This is a genomic window from Aequorivita sp. Q41 (assembly GCF_039831855.1).
Classification (GTDB): domain Bacteria; phylum Bacteroidota; class Bacteroidia; order Flavobacteriales; family Flavobacteriaceae; genus Aequorivita.
Genome location: NZ_JBDPMS010000001.1, coordinates 170,753 through 188,069 on the forward strand (window position 1 = coordinate 170,753; position 17,317 = coordinate 188,069).

The 17,317-nt window shown below is 34.1% G+C and carries 13 protein-coding genes; 2 read left to right on the plus strand and 11 right to left on the minus strand.

Annotated features, from left to right (window positions below):
* Positions 1-5: 5 nt before the first annotated feature.
* Together ABJ955_RS00785 and ABJ955_RS00790 are read left to right on the plus strand one after the other, a co-directional pair.
* The gene (locus ABJ955_RS00785) at positions 6-2,090 is read left to right on the plus strand and encodes a histidine kinase (RefSeq protein WP_347372699.1); all 2,085 of its coding nucleotides are present in this window, start codon (positions 6-8) and stop codon (positions 2,088-2,090) included.
* A gap of 170 nt (positions 2,091-2,260) precedes the next feature.
* The gene (locus ABJ955_RS00790) at positions 2,261-3,310 is read left to right on the plus strand and encodes a hypothetical protein (RefSeq protein WP_347372700.1); all 1,050 of its coding nucleotides are present in this window, start codon (positions 2,261-2,263) and stop codon (positions 3,308-3,310) included.
* A gap of 91 nt (positions 3,311-3,401) precedes the next feature.
* On the opposite strand, the gene pgi is transcribed toward ABJ955_RS00790, so the two are convergent.
* The 11 genes from pgi to ABJ955_RS00845 form a co-directional block, all read right to left on the minus strand.
* A complete protein-coding gene (pgi, locus tag ABJ955_RS00795; protein ID WP_347372701.1) occupies positions 3,402-4,970 on the minus strand; it encodes a glucose-6-phosphate isomerase in 1,569 nt (522 codons plus the stop codon).
* An 8-nt stretch (positions 4,971-4,978) separates the two neighbouring features.
* Positions 4,979-5,842: an N-acetylglucosamine kinase gene (locus ABJ955_RS00800; RefSeq protein ID WP_347372702.1), complete on the minus strand. Its 864-nt coding sequence runs from the start codon at positions 5,840-5,842 to the stop codon at positions 4,979-4,981.
* Between the two features lie 3 nt (positions 5,843-5,845).
* Positions 5,846-6,844 (minus strand): type I glyceraldehyde-3-phosphate dehydrogenase, encoded by a 999-nt coding sequence (gap, locus tag ABJ955_RS00805; RefSeq protein WP_347372703.1) that lies wholly within the window; start codon positions 6,842-6,844, stop codon positions 5,846-5,848.
* A gap of 11 nt (positions 6,845-6,855) precedes the next feature.
* Positions 6,856-7,839: a 6-phosphofructokinase gene (pfkA, locus tag ABJ955_RS00810; RefSeq protein ID WP_347372704.1), complete on the minus strand. Its 984-nt coding sequence runs from the start codon at positions 7,837-7,839 to the stop codon at positions 6,856-6,858.
* A 242-nt stretch (positions 7,840-8,081) separates the two neighbouring features.
* Positions 8,082-9,929, minus strand: coding sequence for a CocE/NonD family hydrolase (locus ABJ955_RS00815; RefSeq protein ID WP_347372705.1), 1,848 nt, complete (start codon positions 9,927-9,929; stop codon positions 8,082-8,084).
* Between the two features lie 24 nt (positions 9,930-9,953).
* Positions 9,954-11,258 carry a tRNA lysidine(34) synthetase TilS gene (gene tilS / locus ABJ955_RS00820; RefSeq protein WP_347372706.1) on the minus strand — a complete coding sequence of 435 codons (1,305 nt, stop codon included), beginning with the start codon at positions 11,256-11,258 and terminating at the stop codon, positions 9,954-9,956.
* A 13-nt stretch (positions 11,259-11,271) separates the two neighbouring features.
* Positions 11,272-11,976 (minus strand): DUF3307 domain-containing protein, encoded by a 705-nt coding sequence (locus ABJ955_RS00825; RefSeq protein ID WP_347372707.1) that lies wholly within the window; start codon positions 11,974-11,976, stop codon positions 11,272-11,274.
* 4 nt (positions 11,977-11,980) lie between these two features.
* Complete coding sequence (locus ABJ955_RS00830; protein ID WP_347372708.1) at positions 11,981-12,667, minus strand: fumarate hydratase; 687 nt, start codon at positions 12,665-12,667, stop codon at positions 11,981-11,983.
* A 103-nt stretch (positions 12,668-12,770) separates the two neighbouring features.
* The gene (locus ABJ955_RS00835) at positions 12,771-14,072 is read right to left on the minus strand and encodes an anthranilate synthase component I family protein (RefSeq protein WP_347372709.1); all 1,302 of its coding nucleotides are present in this window, start codon (positions 14,070-14,072) and stop codon (positions 12,771-12,773) included.
* Positions 14,072-14,614, minus strand: coding sequence for an NAD(P)H-dependent oxidoreductase (locus tag ABJ955_RS00840; protein WP_347372710.1), 543 nt, complete (start codon positions 14,612-14,614; stop codon positions 14,072-14,074). Before ABJ955_RS00840 ends, ABJ955_RS00835 begins: the two co-directional genes overlap by 1 nt.
* Positions 14,615-14,694: 80 nt before the next feature.
* Complete coding sequence (locus ABJ955_RS00845) at positions 14,695-17,112, minus strand: M36 family metallopeptidase (protein ID WP_347372711.1); 2,418 nt, start codon at positions 17,110-17,112, stop codon at positions 14,695-14,697.
* Between the last annotated feature and the right edge of the window lie 205 nt (positions 17,113-17,317).

Sequence of the window (17,317 nt, forward strand, 5' to 3'; positions counted from 1 at the left end):
AATAAATGACCAAACCTAACCTACCTACAAAATTATTCGTCCTACTTACATTAGTAGGATTTTATTTTTCCAACGCTCAGCAAATACCGACAGCTAAAATGTATTTCGGTAAAAAACTACAATTAGATAGCATTCCAAAAGACCAGTTACAAACAATTGATTCCATTCTAACTTTATATCATCAAGAAAAAAATGATACAATTAGGCTTACTATGTTTGATGAATTGCTTGGTAATAAGTTAAACGGAAAGCATTGGGTATTATTAAACGAAGCGCTGTATGATGAAGCTGAAAAGTTTGAGAAAAAAGCAATTACTAAAACATTACAAGATAAGGTTGATTATTACAAAGGAAATTCAATCTGGAATAGAGCTTATATTCATTATTTAAATGCTGAAAATGATGAAGCCAGAGAAAAATTGGCAAAAGCAGAGAAAATATTTTTAAGAATAGATGACAACTATGGTCTTTCCTATACCTACTACAACTATGGCATCATAGAAGCCGGGGAAGGAAATATAGATGAAGCCTTAATAAACTATAAGAAAGCTGCTACATATTTTAAAAAAAACAATGATTACGATGGCTTATCTACCGCATACACATTAATTGCTGGAGTAATGTCCGATCAAGAATATTATGATGCTGCCGAAAAAAATTATGACTTAGCAAATGAATATGCAGTTAGAGACGGAAGCGACATTCGCATTGGAAACATTCATGCCAATAAAGGTGGGTTGTATGTTTCACAAGAGTGTTTTGAAAAAGCTATTGCCAGTTATGATAGCGCAATAGTATATTTTAAAAAAGCAAATGAATATGTTGGAATAGCCTACGTGAACAGCCGCATATGTGATTTATATGGCGATAAGTTGAAAGATGATGAGAAAGCGCTTCCGTATTGCGAACATTCATTAGAGGAATCGGAACGTCTTGGCCACAATATCTTAGCGCTGATTAATAGCACATTGCTTGCTGAAATTTATCGAAAAAAGAAAGATTTTAAACAGGCTACTAAATTTGCAAATAAAGGGCTCGCTTTACTTCCTAAAACCAATGACATTAGGTATTCAAAAAACTTTTATAAAGTACTTGCCAATATATATAAAGATAAGGGAGATTATAAAAACGCACTAATCGCTAATCAAGAATATCATACTTTAAAAGACAGCATCTATAATGATGAAACTCGAAAAGTTTCGGTACAAACAAGTGTGGAACTTGAATATAAAAAGCAAAAAGAAATAGACGATTTAAAAAATCAACAAGAGCTAGCCTTAGCCGAAGCCGAAAAAAACCGAAGCCAGCTTATTTTATTATTCGGAGGTATTATTACACTTTTAATTCTTGGCTTTTCAATGTATACCTTTAAAAAACTACAAATAATTAAAACACAAAAACTAAAACTAGATGAAGCATATTCGCGGTTAGAAATAAGTAAGAAAAATGAGCTTGCCGTTTCAAGTTTAAAAGTTTTACAGTCTCAAATGAATCCCCATTTTATATTTAACGCGCTTAACTCGGTTCAAGATTTGGTTTTACTAAAAGACATTCGAAACTCGAATCGTTATTTAGGTAAGTTTAGTGATTTAATTCGAAAAATATTACTTTCTTCAAAAGAGCAATTTATTTCACTTACTGAAGAAATTGAAATCCTAAGCCTTTATCTCGATCTTGAAAAGCTTCGTTTTGGCGATGAGTTTTTAATTGATTTTAAGAATGAAATTTCAGAAGAAGAAAGCGAATTAATTAAACTTCCAGCGATGTTTATTCAACCTTATATTGAAAATGCAATTAAACACGGCCTTTTTCATAAACAAGGAACAAAAAAACTAGGGGTTTATTTTCTAAAAAAAGGTGCGAATATGCTAGAATGTACTATTGAAGATAATGGTATAGGGCAAGAGAAAGCCAAAATTATGAAGGAAAAAAACCTACACCTACACACCGGTTTTTCCACTGAAGCCATAAACGAGCGTATTCGACTCCTTAATGAGACCTTAGAACATAAAATAATCTTATCGATAACTGATTTATACAATGGCAAAGAACCTATAGGAACAAAAGTTACACTTCTATTTCCAATATAAATGAAGAGGATCTAATTTAAAAGCCAATGCATAAAGCATTGGCTTTTTTGTTTTATACCATTCATAAACTGAAACCTACGTTTCACAAAACTACTATTTCAGAAGCTTTTATGTTGCAGCATATTTGCCCCATCAATAACACGTAATTTAATTTTTTAAAAACAACAACAATGAAAACAAATGTAAAATTATCTGCAATCTTAGTAGTACTATGCCTCGGCTTCTCTTTCAATGCAAATGCGCAATTTTTAAAGAAATTGAAAAACAAAATTAACGAAGCCACGGCTACTTCAAAAACCAATAATAAAAAAGAAACTGCAGCTGCAGTTGTAGACAATCATACACACAGTGCTTGGCATGGAGAAAATGTGGGGCAGGTTAAATTTTATGGAAAAAGAATGGAAAAATCTTCAAGTGGTGATAGCGCTTCAGGTTTAGTAACCGAACACGTAGTAGGAGGACCAAACCCATTAAGTATGCGAGCGTATTTAGATAAGGATTTTAAAGCTTTATGTACTAGTTGCGATAATATGGATATCCGCTATACGATAGATGGTGTATCGTTCACTACCCGTCAATTACGTGAAGAAAATCCAGCAATTTATACAAGAATGGCTAGTGCTTTATCGTATTACGATTCAAAAAACTATGTATTAGGGAGTCCGCTTATTTCAGCCACAGGCTATTATCAGCAAGACTATACATTGCAAGAAGACACCTTTAGAATTTTACTAAACAAAGTTTCAGCAAAACTTATACCTGGAGCAACCATCCCTATGACAGTTGAAGTATTAGGCGAAAGCAGTAAAGTAACCCAACAAGAAGTTATGGCAAAAGGAACTATCAACTTAAAAGTTACAAGCCAATCAAATACACTTCAAGGCCCTGACTGCCGATGTGGAAAACAAGGGATGACAGACCCTAAATTAGTAAAAGATGTAAAAGAAGCATTTATGTTTCAATTTGATGATGTAAAGAAAGTACACGATGTAGTATTGTTAGAACGTAGTTTTAGACAAAATTATGACAACAGTTACCCTACAAAAAATGTAATTGCAAAAGGAATGGACGCAAACATCATTTATGAAGGAAACAACGGTATCATCATGAACATAAAGCGGTATATCTTTTTTAATAAAGAAGGAAACGGTTTTTCAGATAAAGTAAGCATTGGAAAACACACCTTTTTTGTTCCTATCTCACCCACATGTGTGAAATAATAAAAATATAACCTCTTAGTAAGTGTGGGATGTTTGGCCGGCTCTGTAACAAAATGTTGTTGTTACGGAGTTCGGTCTTTTTAATTTAGTATTAAAACGTACTAATTTTTGTTAGTAGATTAGCAGTTGAGGTATTTTTAATAGTATCAAAAGCAGTTGTTTCAAGTGCGGTTAAAGTTCCTTTAGCGACTGTTTTTCCTAGCTCTACACCCCACTGATCATAACTAAAGATATTCCAAATGATACCTTGTACAAAAAGCTTATGCTCATACATCGCAATTAAACTTCCAAGATTTTCTGGAGTCAATTTTTTTATTAAAATTGAATTTGTAGGTTTATTTCCTTCGAAATATTTAAATGAATTTTCTATCGGTTTAGAATGCGTGCCTTCCCATAATGCTTCTGTTTGAGCAACAAAATTTGCCATCAAAATTTGATGATTTTCTATAGTTCCGTATAAAGATTCACTAAATCCTACAAAATCGGTTGGAATCAACTTTGTTCCTTGATGCATCAATTGAAAATAGGCATGTTGCGAATTACTACCCACATTTCCCCATACAATTGTACCGGTCTCATAAGTTATTTTTGCCCCATTTCTATCAACACTTTTACCATTACTTTCCATCACAGCCTGTTGCAAATAGGGAACTAGTTTGTCTAAATATTGTGAATAAGCAACCACAGCTTCACTCTCTGCTTTAAAAAAATTATTATACCAAATGGAAAGTAACGCAAGAATTACGGGGATGTTTTTATCAAAATCGGTATTGTTAAAATGCTTATCCATTTCAAAAGCACCTTTTAGCATTTTTTCAAAATTATCAAAACCCACTGCACAGCAAATAGAAAGCCCCACGGAACTCCAAAGTGAAAACCTACCTCCTACCCAATCTTTCATCGGAAAAATGTTTTCTTTGGAAATACCAAATTCAATTGCCCCACTTTCATTGGCAGCTACTGCTACAAAGTGTTTTTGAATATCTTTTTCTCCCGTTTTTTTAAAAAACCAGTTTCTAATAAACGAGGCATTTGTAATGGTTTCCTGAGTTGTAAAGCTTTTAGATACAATTATAAAAAGTGTAGTTTCAGGATTTAAGCACTTTAAAGTTTCATGAACATGATCTCCATCAATATTCGCAACAAAATGCGTTTTTATATGATTTCGATAGTATTGAAGTGCTTCCACAACCATATCTGGCCCCAAATGACTTCCACCAATACCGATGTTTACAACATCTGTAATCGCTTTTCCAGAATATCCTTTATGTGCCCCACCGCTAATTGCTTCGGAAAAAACTTTCATTCTCTGAAGTGTAGTTTTTACCTCAGGTTTCATGTTTTCGAAATCACGCAGTGCAGTGTGTAGTACTGCTCTGTCTTCTGTTTTATTTATTTTTTTACCGGCAAATTGCTGTGTAATTGCCTCTTTTAATTTTACATCGTCAGCAAGTTTTAATAACAGCGAAATAGTTTTGTCTGTAATTCGATTTTTAGAATAATCTAAATAAAAATCCTGCCACGCAATACACAAGCGATTCGCTCTATCTGAGTCTTCTAAAAAAACACCCTGCATTTTTTGAGCTTTAATATCTTGAAAATGATTTTCAAGTGCTTTCCAAGCTTCGGTTTTTGTAGGATTAATTGAAGGTAAAGACATTTTTTAATTTACGATTTTAGATTTTGGAAATTTATTTTATAATGTTCAATTAGCCCATCAATGGGGCGTTGTACTATTTTCCCCAGTTGTAAATTGTTTTCCTTTAAACATTCTTTTACTATCGCTTCTGAAAAATGTGCGATTGAACCAATAAAATGAACTGGAACTTGATGTGCTTTTTCATAACAAAGTACCCTACATTTAATAAATGTTGAAATCCCTTCTTTTATGAGAGCGTAAAAATATGGGTTTATTTTTTCTTGGGTAAATATGAATTGCGCAAATGATGCCAAATATGCATTTGGATTTGGTTTTGTGTATAAATTCATTTTAACTTCATCAGCTTTCAAATTGAAAGATTTCTGAAATTCTAATGCAATTTCAGAAGGCATTTTACCGTAATAAAAATCGAGAAGCAATCTTTTTCCGTAGTAATTACCACTGGCTTCATCCATTAAAACATAACCTAAAGATGGAATTGGCGTATGTATTTTGGTTCCATCAAAATAGCAACTATTGCTACCCGTGCCCAAAATGCATACAATCCCTGGATTGGTGGTAACGGCATAAACTGCAGCTGACAAATCTTCAAAAACTTCTATTGTAGCATTCGGGAAAAGTGCTTCCAAAACTTCTTTCAAAATGACACGAGGCGTTTCAGTGCCACAGCCAGCTCCATAAAAATCTAATAGTTTAACTTCCTGAAAAACCCCTTTCAATTTTTCATTTGAAGCGATTCGAAAAATTAATTCTTCCCTCGGAACCACCGTCGGGTTCAAGCCTGAGGTATTGGTTTTAAAAACAATAGTACCCGAAGAATCCAACAATACCCAATCACATTTGGTGGAACCGCCATCGGTTATTAGAATCATATATTATAGTGTTGCGAAATGTGAGGCCAAATCTACTAATTTTGCAGAATAGCCATATTCATTATCATACCAAGCCACTAACTTAAAGAAATTATTATTAAGCGCCATACCAGCATTGGCATCAAAGGTACATGTATGCGGGTCTGACACAAAATCCTGCGAAACCACTTCGGCTTCAGTGTAGTTTACAATTCCTTTATATTCTTTTTCGGAAGCGTTCTTAAAAAGTTTTTTTATTTCATCATAAGTTGTAGGTTTTTCTGTGCGAACTGTTAAATCTACCACTGAAACATCTGTAGTTGGTACGCGAAAAGCCATTCCTGTTAACTTATCTTTCAACGCTGGAATTACTTTGGTGACAGCAACCGCCGCCCCCGTTGTAGTAGGAATGATATTGCTGAGTGCACTCCTACCTAATCTATAGTTTTTACGTGAAGGCTGATCAACAGTAGACTGCGTAGCTGTTACGGAGTGAACCGTTGTCATTAACCCTTCAACGATTCCGAGTTCATCATTTATAATTTTTGCTAAGGGTGCGAGGCAATTTGTAGTACACGATGCATTTGAAATTATGGTATCTGTAGCTTTTAGCTGTTTGTGGTTTACACCCATTACAAACATTGGGATTGTTTTTGAAGGAGCAGAAACTACTACCTTTTTAGCACCTGCTTTTAAGTGTGCTGACGCAGAATCCATTTCTTTGAAAATCCCAGTGCAATCAATTATAATAGTTGCTTGGACGGCCTCCCATTTCAAATTTTCAGGATTTTTTTCTGAAGTAACCCTTATTATAGTGCCATCTACAATTAAATTACCATCCTTAACTTCTATTGTTCCTGAATATTTTCCGTGTACGGAATCATATTCTAATAAATATGCCAGGTGTGCTACATCTAGTAAATCGTTTATGGCAACTACTTCTATATCTTTTCGTTGTAAAGCAATTCTAAAAGCTATTCGCCCGATGCGTCCAAAACCGTTTATCCCTATTCTCGTTTTCATATTTTTTTCTTTTAAATTGAAATGATATCCGCCACGCGAATTAAATCTACATCAATTTCGTTAGTTCCTTTCATCGTTTCAGAAAAAGGTACGGAGGTTACTTTGTTGTGAACAATCCCAATCATAACATTTTTTTCGTCCCCCAATAACGCATCGATAGCGCCAACTCCCAATCTGCTTGCAAGAACACGATCGTAACAACTAGGGGAACCGCCACGTTGAATATGACCTAAAACGGTGACTCTTACTTCATATTCTTTTAAATTCTCTTCAATATATGTAGCAAGTTCAAAAATATTTTTTCCAATTTGATCGCCCTCTGAAACAACAACTATACTCGAAGTTTTACCAGATTTTTTACTTCTACTTAAAGATTCTAACAAACGTTCACGCCCCATATTTTGCTCCGGAATTAATATTTCCTCTGCTCCTGCTCCTATGCCAGCATTTAAAGCAATATCACCCGCATCACGCCCCATAACTTCTACCAAAAAGAGTCGATTATGAGAATTTGCAGTATCGCGAATTTTATCGATGGCTTCAACGACTGTATTTAAAGCCGTATCATACCCAATGGTGAAATCTGTACCATTAATATCATTATCAATTGTTCCGGGAAGCCCAACAATTGGAAAATCAAATTCATTTATAAACACTGAAGCACCAGCAAAAGTACCATCCCCACCAATTACAACCATAGCATCAATGTTTTCATTAGTAAGGTTATCAAAGGCTTTTTTTCTACCTTGAGCAGTCATAAATTCTTTAGAACGTGCAGATTTTAAAAATGTGCCACCTCTGTTTATAATGTTTTTTACCGACCGCGCATCAAGTTTCTTAAAATCTCCTTCTATTAAACCCTGATAACCACGATAAATACCCACACATTCAACTGTGTGATATACACATGCACGCACCACAGCTCGAATCGCTGCATTCATTCCAGGGGCATCACCTCCACTAGTTAAAACACCTATTTTTTTTATTGATTTCATCTGTAGGAAATTATTAATGTTTTTTTAGCTGATAAATACAGTTTTTAGGTAAAAATACGTGTTAGTACGTATAGTATGGACCGTTTTCATGAGTTATATTTGAAAAATAGAATTAGTGGATAATGCATCTGAGTTTATTTTTTGTGGGGATAAAGAATATTCTATATGCACATTAAAGTTTACTAAGTTAGGTTTGTTAAAGGAATCCCGGCCATTGGTCGGGGTTTTATTTTATATCTATACTATTTTTTTTTCAAAACTGTAAATTCAATTGACGAATCATTATAAACGCGATGCGTTTGCTTTTTAAAGTCTGTTGCTTTCGCTTCAAAAATATTTGGCACAAAAGTTTGTGGGTTTAAATCAATCAATGGAAACCAGGTACTCTGCACTTGAACCTGAATTTTATGTCCTTTTTTAAATGTGTGATTTACATCTTGAAGCTTAATTGAAACGGCTGTTTTTTCATTTGGAATAAAGGCTTCAGGAATACTAAAACTATTTCTAAAACGCCCTCGCATTACTTCACTTCGAACCATCATAAAATAATTATCCATTTTTAAATATGCTTGGGTTTCAGGAAAATCTGCTGCATCACTTGGAAAAACATCTATCACTTTTACAACCCAATCCGCATCTGTTCCAGTTGTTGAAACCTTAAGCTTGGCTAAAATAGGACCTGCCATTGTTATATCTTCAGTTAGAATAGGAGTTTCAAAAACCAAAACATCTGGGCGACGTGCGGCAAAACGCTGATCGTCGGTCATATATTTTCGTGGTGTGAAGACCATTTTTATGTCTTCAGAATACGGGACTGGTTTTTTAGGATCGCTAACAAATTCTTCAAAAGTGAAGCTTTTTTCAGCATGCGTATTTAGACGTTGGTTATTTTGTAGGAAATAGCTTTTCTTTTCGGTGTTTTTTGGCGGCCATTGTTCGTATTGTTCCCATTGGTTTAAGCCTGTATCAAACATATAAGCTTCGGGTAATTTTACTGTAACCTGTGTATTGTTTTTTAAAAAATTATTAAAAAAAGTAGTCTCTATATTTTTTTGATATGTATGTGAAATACTATCTCCAAAGTACACATTTCCTATTGACTGCCGTTCACTATTTCTTGCCCAATCTCCATGGCTCCATGGCCCAAAAACTATAGTGTTATAATTAGAGCTATTCTTTTCTACAGCTTGATAGCTGTTAAATGGTCCATACAAATCTTCGGCATCAAAAAAACCACCAACAAACATTACTGCAGGTTTTACATTTTTTAAATGTTGAATTATTCCACGTGATTTCCAGAAATCATCATAATTAGGGTGGTCTTTTAACTGTTGCCAAAAAACATTGTCTTCTTTATAATAGGCGTCGAGGTTAGACAGTGGTCCTGCATCTAGGAAAAATTGATACTGATCTTCTGTTCCTAAATCAGGGAAATTAAACCAAGGCTTAGCTGTTGGCTGTGTTTTTTCATGACCAAACAAAGGTGTTACGCGCCAATAACTTAGCAAATAAGCGCCATTATGATGGAAATCATCAAAAAAGAAATCGCCAATACTCGCTTGTGGAGAAACTGCTTTTAAAGCGGGATGCGAATCTAAAAGCGAATACGTTGCATAAAAACCAGGATAACTAATACCCCAAATTCCGACATTTCCATTGTTATTAGGAATGTTTTTTACAAGCCAATCAATACTATCGTACGTATCACTTGCTTCATCGATTTGTTTTCCCTTTTTATTTGGAATATAAGCGCGCATATTATCATACACCCCTTCACTCATCCAGCGACCACGCACATCTTGATAAACCACGATATTTCCTTCCTTCATTAAAAATTCATTAGGAGCTATTTTTGTTCGAAAAGCATCTTCTCCATAAGGTTGGCAACTATAGGGTGTTCTCTGCAAAAGAATTGGGTATTCCTTTGAAGTATCTTTTGGTGCGTAAATTACCGTAAAAAGTTTGATGCCATCCCGCATTGTTATGGTAGTTTCTGTTTTATTGTAGTTTTCTTTTACGTAGTCTTCATTTTGTGCAAATGAAAAAAAGCTAATAAAAAACAAAACCCTTACTATTTTAAATACTTTCATCGTATTACATTTTCTTTATTGCTATTACTTAAAACTTGTTATTTTCAATATATTTTTTGTGCTGTCTGTTACTTTAAAACGATCATCCATTCGGTAGCCGAGTATCCAAACAATTTTTTCATTGCTTAAAAGTATCCAGATTTTATTTTTTTCACTTAAAGGGATTTTTTCATCTTTAAAAAATTTGCTTAATTTTTTTTTGCCTTTCATTCCAAATGGCTGAAAACGATCACCTTCTTTCCATTTTCTAAGCTTTAAGGGAAAGGTTAATTTTTCTAAAGCAACATAAATCAGGTTTTTTTCTGTTTCCCCGATACCTTCTGAAGGCTCTATTTTTAATGAAATTGGAGTTGAAATTCCTGCTTCGGAAACTAAAATTTCTTCCGCAGTATTTGGAGTTTTAATTTCAGAAAGTAATAATTGATCACGATTTTTTAGAAGTTGATGTGTTTTTGAAAACACCTGTTTCCCCGTTTGCGCATTAAGCAAACTTGAAATATCCTCCCACTCAGTAAATCCAAAACCATTTAAAAGCTCATACAGCAAAGCATCTGTATGCGGAAGTTCTTTAAGTTTTGGAATATTAATTATATAGAAGTCTGTTTCTTCCACAACCACAAGATTGTATACCAATGCCATATAATCTTCAATAAGATTATGAGAGGCTTGCAAGTGATTCTGTGTTTTTTGAAAATTCTTTAACAGCGATTCATTCGTTTCTTTGAATTTTGGAAGTACTTCCAAACGCAATTTATTCCTAAGATACTCTGTTTTTTTGTTACTACTATCTTCCCGCCATTTTAATTTATTATTATTGGCATATCTTAAAATTTGTTCTCTTGAAAAATTTAAAATAGGTCTAATTATGTTGTCATTTTTCTTAGGAATACCTGTTAAACCATTTAAACCTGTTCCCCGCGAAAGGTTGATAAAAAATGTTTCCAAATCGTCATCCTGATGATGCCCAGTTACCAAATAATCGTACCCAAAATTTTTTAAAACCTCATCAAACCAACTATATCGAAGTGTTCGCGCTGCCATTTGGGTAGATATTTTATGTTCTTCAGCAAATTTATAGGTATTGAATGTTTCTGCATAAACAGGAACCTCCATTTGTTTTGCCAATCCAATTACAAACATTTCATCGCCATCGCTTTCTTTTGCTCGGAGTGAAAAATTGCAATGTGCCAGCGCAATCTCATAACCAGTTTGTTTTAATAAGTGCGTCAACACAACACTGTCAACACCTCCACTACAAGCTACCAGTAGTTTTTTTCCGATGAGGAAGGGAAAATTATTTTCAATATTTTTTTTAAATGAAGAAATCAATTTAGTAATACTTTTATGAAAGATTAATTAAAATTCCAGCAATTACGGCAATCCCAAAGCTGAGCATGGTGCCTATCAAAACATATTCAGTTTTTAAAGTTTCATCATTTCTATACCGGAGAATCGATTTTGCTGCAATCAAAAAACCAACCGCAGCATATTGTAGGACAATTATAAAAGTTAGGGTTAAAATGCGTTCCAAAACACCGATTACCTTTCCGGCGTTTGGCATTTCATTATCACTACTAACATGTATTTCTGTGGCTTTAAACACTTCTTTTATAAAAATATTTGCAGGTTTTAAACAAATTAAATAGCCTGTAATAATCAGTGCGTATTTGAAATTAATGGCTATAGCCACCGATGGATCAATGCCTTGCCATTTGTTAAAAAGAAAAACCACCACTACCATTATACCTATATGAATGGCTTGATCTATAAAAAAAGCATATCGACCAAAATACTTGTTAGTGTTAAGATACTGTTTAAATCCATCTAAAATAAAATGAGTAATTGCTATGATTAATGCACCCACAAAAAAGTTTAACTGTAAGGAAAACAACCACGACAACAAAAAACAAGCCAACGCATGCCAATACAAAAAAGGACTTTTAAACCCAATTGTATTTTTCTGTTTTGCCAATTTATCGGTTTGAAAAAAGTAGTCTAAACAGAGGTGTGCAATAAACTGGAGCAGCAAAAATTCCTTTATTCCCATAACGTTAATTTGAAATTATAAATTTAAAATAGTTAACAGCCTCTTCAATGGCGTTCCAGCCTACACTTGTGGAATGTTGATTTACCGCCGATTGACCAATACCGAGTTGTTTTGCTATTCCCTCTTCTTGGTTGTTTAATAATTTAAGATATAAAACCTCGCATTGCCTTGAAGTTGCCTTACTCATTAAGACATCTAACAATGCCAGTAAAGGTTGAAAATTTTTATTTAATTCTTCCTTGTTTGAAGCAAAAAACAAGGTGTTTTTTATCACAATACGTTCTTTATTGTACGTAGTTTCGCCACTAATTTCACGCCCTGAAAAATAAATTGCCTCGCCATCAATTATGCCTTCATCAGGTTTGTAACGTGTAAGTTCGCCATAGCCAATAGCGAGCCGTATTCCATGAGTTTTAAACTGTTTAATTCTACTATCTGCTGTTTTGTAGGCTTTGGTTTTAATAGGAATCGCTTTCACAAAACTCTTTATAGCCAAGGCCACTTGTAGTCCTTCGGAAGGATTTGGCACAACACATTCCAAATAATCTCCTTTTATTACACGACCATACACATTAAACTCATGCTCTAAGTCGCTAAGTAAACTTTTTAATTTTTCCTCAACAAATTTTCTATCTTCACTTGTAAGACTAGTAGAAGAAACAATATCGCCAGATATAACTGAATAATTCATTTTACTTCAAGTTTATTCAAATGTACAAATTTATCAGCTTAAACACTAATAAATACAAAATATTAGCTTAAACACTAATAAAATAATTTTATAAGCTTAAAAACTAATATTTTGAATTCAATACTTCTCGCATTGCTTTTGCCTTAAGCAAACATTCTTCATATTCTTTTTCGGGAATGGAGTTAATGGTAATGGCGCTTCCCACGGAAAAACTGATATACCTTTTTTGGGCATTATACAAAATACTACGGATAACTACATTAAAGTCAAAATCGCCAGAAGGCGAAAAATAGCCGATTGCACCACTGTATAATCCGCGTTTCGCATCTTCTATATTTTCAATAATTTGCATTGCAGAAACTTTTGGCGCACCAGTCATACTTCCCATTGGGAATGTTTTTTTTAAAATAGTTACGCTAGAAATATCTTCAGGAACTGTGCACGAAATAGTAGAAATCATTTGGTGTACTTGCGCAAAAGAGTAAATACCGCAAAGTTCTTCAACCTTTACAGTTCCTTTTTCAGCAACTCGAGAAAGATCGTTTCGCACTAAATCTGAAATCATAATATTCTCGCTACGTTCTTTAGGGTCTGCGGCCAATTGCTGTGCCATTTTCACATCTTCTTCTTTATTTTCAAGACGTTTTGCGGTGCCTTTTATGGGTTGAGAAATAACAGTTTTGCCTAATTTTTTTAGATATCGTTCCGGGGAGGCGGAAAGTGCAAAGCAATTATTCAGCTTCAAAAAAACAGAAAAAGGTGGCTTTGAAATTTCATTAAGATGAAAAAAAGCATCCAAAGGATTGATTGATTCCGTTTCCGAATAAAACTCCTGACAAATATTTGCTTCGTAAATATCCCCGCGTTTTATATGTTCAAGCGTTTCGTTTACTTTTTGAATATAGCTGTCTTTTGAAGTGCGACTATGAATTTTTATGTGTTTCGTATCTTCATTTGAGTTTGACTGGCAAATCTGTTCTGAAATTAATTTCCAGTCTTCTTCAAGTTCATCTGCAATGAAGTTTAAATAATGAATTTCGATATGTGTTTCAGAAAACAGAAACAATCGCTTGGGTTGAAAGAAATATAAATCCGGAAAGTTTAAACCATCAAAATTATTAGATTGGAGCTGCTCTACATCATTTTTAAGATCGTAGGAAAGATACCCAAAAAGCCAATCTGCAGTTGTTTTTTGATATTCCTCCAATTTATTAAAAGCATTATGAGCATCCGTTTTTAATGCTGTAAATGCATCAACAGCTAGAATTGCTTGATAGGTTTGATGTGTTTGCGAATAGTTATTACCATCTAGCCACACAACCTCATCAAACTGCTGCGCCCAATGAAGGAAACGTTTTTTAGAGTCTTCGGTTAAAGAAAAAGGATATTTCTTTACCGTACGCATTATTGTTCTATTTGATGTGCAAAATTCTGAAGTACATCGGTAAAGCCAATTAATAAAACTTCATCCGTTATTGATTGGGTTTCTTCTGAATAATTTTCATAAAAAGAAGGAATACTGAAGCTTTCCACTACATTACCTCCATATCGAGGAAGGGTGTTTTTTGTATATTCTAAAGCAGAAGCGGCACCTCGTTTTCCTGGAGAGGTACTCATCAGTAATATTTTTTTGCCTTCTAAAAAGTTGCGATCTAAACGGGAAAGCCAGTCTAAGGTATTCTTAAAAAAAGCGGAAACCATACCATTGTGTTCGTTTACAGAAATAACAAGTGCATCGGCTTCGGTAATTTTATTATAAAGCATTTTAAGGTTTACGGAGAATCCTTTTTCGCGCTCTATGTCTTCGCTAAAAATGGGTAAATCGTAGTCTGTTAGTTTAATGGTTTGAGTGTTATACCCAACAAGTTGGAGTGCAGCAAAACTTACAAGCTTATGATTTATAGAGGTGCTGCTGTTGCTTCCAGCAAAGAATAGAATTTTTTTCATCGTTCAAAGTTATTGAAAAGGAAAGTATAAAAAAACCCGTATCAATTAATTTGATACGGGTTTTTTAAAAAATAGGTAGTTTATAGTTTTACTATACGTTTTACTATACTTGTGTTTTCAGTATTTATTTTGATAAAATACATTCCAGCAGCAAGGTTATTTAAAGAGAAGTTTGTTTCAACTCCAGCCTTATCAAGGTTTATTGTTTTAATGGTTCTACCGTTTATATCAGTTATAATAGCATTTTTTAATTGGATAGCTGTTTTGTTAGCCAATGTAATTTCTCCAGTTGTTGGGTTTGGATAAAGAGCTATACTGTTATAGAAATCATTAGTATCAACGCCTAATAGTTCATCCACTGTAACTATAAAGGTACATGAATTTTCATTTCCTTGATCATCAGTTGTAGTCAACGTAATAATTGTATCACCAACATCAACTAGTGTTCCTGCTATAGGATCTTGAGTAACACCAATAGAGGTTGTACATCTATTTGTTACTGTTGCATCTGCTGTATAATCTAGCAATGCATATTGTTCCCCTTGATTAACTTCTACTATAATATCTGCAGGACAGGTAATATCTGGCGCAGGCAAATCAAAAGCTTCAGTTCCATCATTTCTATTATTACTAGAACCTTGGCTTGCGCTATACCCCAAACCTCTTTTGGCAAATGCTTCCCAAATAATACATTCATTTGCACCTCCATAAATCGCTTGATCTGCAGCAAGAATAGCATCTCTTCCATCTACAAATCCTGGGCTCCCTGGTTGTAATTTTAATCCTTCTGTAATAATAGCTACAGCCATTGTGTTTCCTTTGTCTTGAGCTATATCGCCTGTAAACTCATAAGGGTTATCATTATACCCATGCACATCTATTAAGCCCCAGGCAACTTCCCAAAGCATTCCAGCCCAAACGGCACCTACAGCATGTGGCCCGATTGTGTTTTTTATAGAGTTATAGGTTTGAGGATTAATTGTCATGTCTGTACTGTAAGGAAAAGCTCTAATTCCATCACCATCAATTCCTTGTCCAAAAAGATAAGTTGCAACCCCACGTTTAGTAGCACCAGTATCGCCAGCCTTAATAGTAAATAGTGCTCCATAAAAATCGCCCCAGCCTTCGCCCATTTGTTCATTATTAAGCAATACATTTACATTTAATGCCCCTCCTGTTAATCTTTTAGAAGTACCATGTGAGTATTCATGAAATACCACCAATGCATCAAAATCACCATCTTTATCACCACATACATACATTTGCATTGTAGGGTTTCCACCATCTGCTGGTGTGCCAAAAAAGGCATTACATACTAAGCCCATTTGCGCTTGTGCATTCACAGAATCACTTCCATTGCCTCCGCTTCCATAATTATTTTCTTGAAAGTTACCTGCTGCTGCATCAAAGCCATAAAAATGCATAATATCATGGTAAACATTATTTAAATAAAACAAATTGGTTATTGATGCAGACTCATATTGATTTGCATTTGTATAAGTTTGTGAAAATGGGTAGCCTGAAAAATCTAAATCAGCCCCGCCATCAGGTTGAAAATTTGTGATATAATCAAAAGCGTTAACGTTATTACCTTTAGTTACCGTAAATTCTGCTCCAGGAGCACCATTAGTATCATGCCATCCAAAAGGTGAGGCAGTAGGGTTTGCAGGAGAGGTTACGATTGTTCTATCACCATAATAAGGACTTTCTAAAGGCAACTCAAACACCTCATAGCAAGTTGTACACGCAGCTGGTTTATTAGCTACAGTCTCTTTATAATTTGGAATATCGTATAAGTTATCATTAAAATTAGGTGTTTTAACATCTTCATTATGGTCGTGATCATGCCCTGTACTACAGTTTAATATCCAATTAACTTTATTAATAATAGTTCCCGTAGCAGCATCTACTTTTAAACTCCACCATTCGCCACTTTCGGGTTCAATATTTTTAATTGAAATATCCCAAGCTAGTACTACACTGTTATCTTCTGTAACAGCATACATTAGTTTTGCAGGAATAGGTAATGATGATATTCCACCATCACTTAATACAAACTCTTTCTTATTTCCTTTTATATTTTCTAACACAGTAATAGGTTTCACAATTTTATATCCTAACTGAGTTGCTGCAGAACGAATTGCTTGTTCAGGAGTTAATCCTGGACTAGCAGAACCAGATACTTTTTGTGCTACATTCTTTATAAAACTATTGTTTTTAGAAATTACCTGTCCATTAGGAAGGTAATGCACACCAGATGCGGTGCCGTATATTTCAAGGCCATTGAATTTTTGACTATAATACACATGCTCCACTCCACTAATAGCACTAGTATGATTAGAGCTTATTATCCAATTAGCATCTTGGGAAACCAGTTTATCTTGGACAGTAAGGTCATTTAATTGTTTATCAATTACTTTTGAATAGTTTTGAGCAACTACATTGCTACAAAAAAAGCATAGGAGTGTTATGGATAAAATCCATTTGGTTTGTTTCATGATTTTTAGTTTTTATCGCGCAAAGCGCATTTAATATGAGGTTTTGATTAATGTAAAAATAAATAAAAAAACGCTAAAAATATCATTTCAAACCATTCCTACAAAGCTTTAATGCTTGAAAAACAATTATTTACAACTCAAAGTCCAAAAGAAACATGTGTACAACCACCTATATATCTATAAATAAATAAAATGAAGTTTTATT

Bases quoted from the DNA above. Each gene is read 5' to 3' on its own strand.
- ABJ955_RS00785 (WP_347372699.1), top strand. From the start codon at position 6: ATGACCAAACCTAACCTACCTACAAAATTATTCGTCCTACTTACATTA.
- ABJ955_RS00790 (WP_347372700.1), top strand. From the start codon at position 2,261: ATGAAAACAAATGTAAAATTATCTGCAATCTTAGTAGTACTATGCCTC.
- pgi (WP_347372701.1), bottom strand. From the start codon at position 4,970: ATGTCTTTACCTTCAATTAATCCTACAAAAACCGAAGCTTGGAAAGCA.
- ABJ955_RS00800 (WP_347372702.1), bottom strand. From the start codon at position 5,842: ATGATTCTAATAACCGATGGCGGTTCCACCAAATGTGATTGGGTATTG.
- gap (WP_347372703.1), bottom strand. From the start codon at position 6,844: ATGAAAACGAGAATAGGGATAAACGGTTTTGGACGCATCGGGCGAATA.
- pfkA (WP_347372704.1), bottom strand. From the start codon at position 7,839: ATGAAATCAATAAAAAAAATAGGTGTTTTAACTAGTGGAGGTGATGCC.
- ABJ955_RS00815 (WP_347372705.1), bottom strand. From the start codon at position 9,929: ATGAAAGTATTTAAAATAGTAAGGGTTTTGTTTTTTATTAGCTTTTTT.
- ABJ955_RS00825 (WP_347372707.1), bottom strand. From the start codon at position 11,976: ATGGGAATAAAGGAATTTTTGCTGCTCCAGTTTATTGCACACCTCTGT.
- ABJ955_RS00830 (WP_347372708.1), bottom strand. From the start codon at position 12,667: ATGAATTATTCAGTTATATCTGGCGATATTGTTTCTTCTACTAGTCTT.
- ABJ955_RS00835 (WP_347372709.1), bottom strand. From the start codon at position 14,072: ATGCGTACGGTAAAGAAATATCCTTTTTCTTTAACCGAAGACTCTAAA.
- ABJ955_RS00840 (WP_347372710.1), bottom strand. From the start codon at position 14,614: ATGAAAAAAATTCTATTCTTTGCTGGAAGCAACAGCAGCACCTCTATA.
- ABJ955_RS00845 (WP_347372711.1), bottom strand. From the start codon at position 17,112: ATGAAACAAACCAAATGGATTTTATCCATAACACTCCTATGCTTTTTT.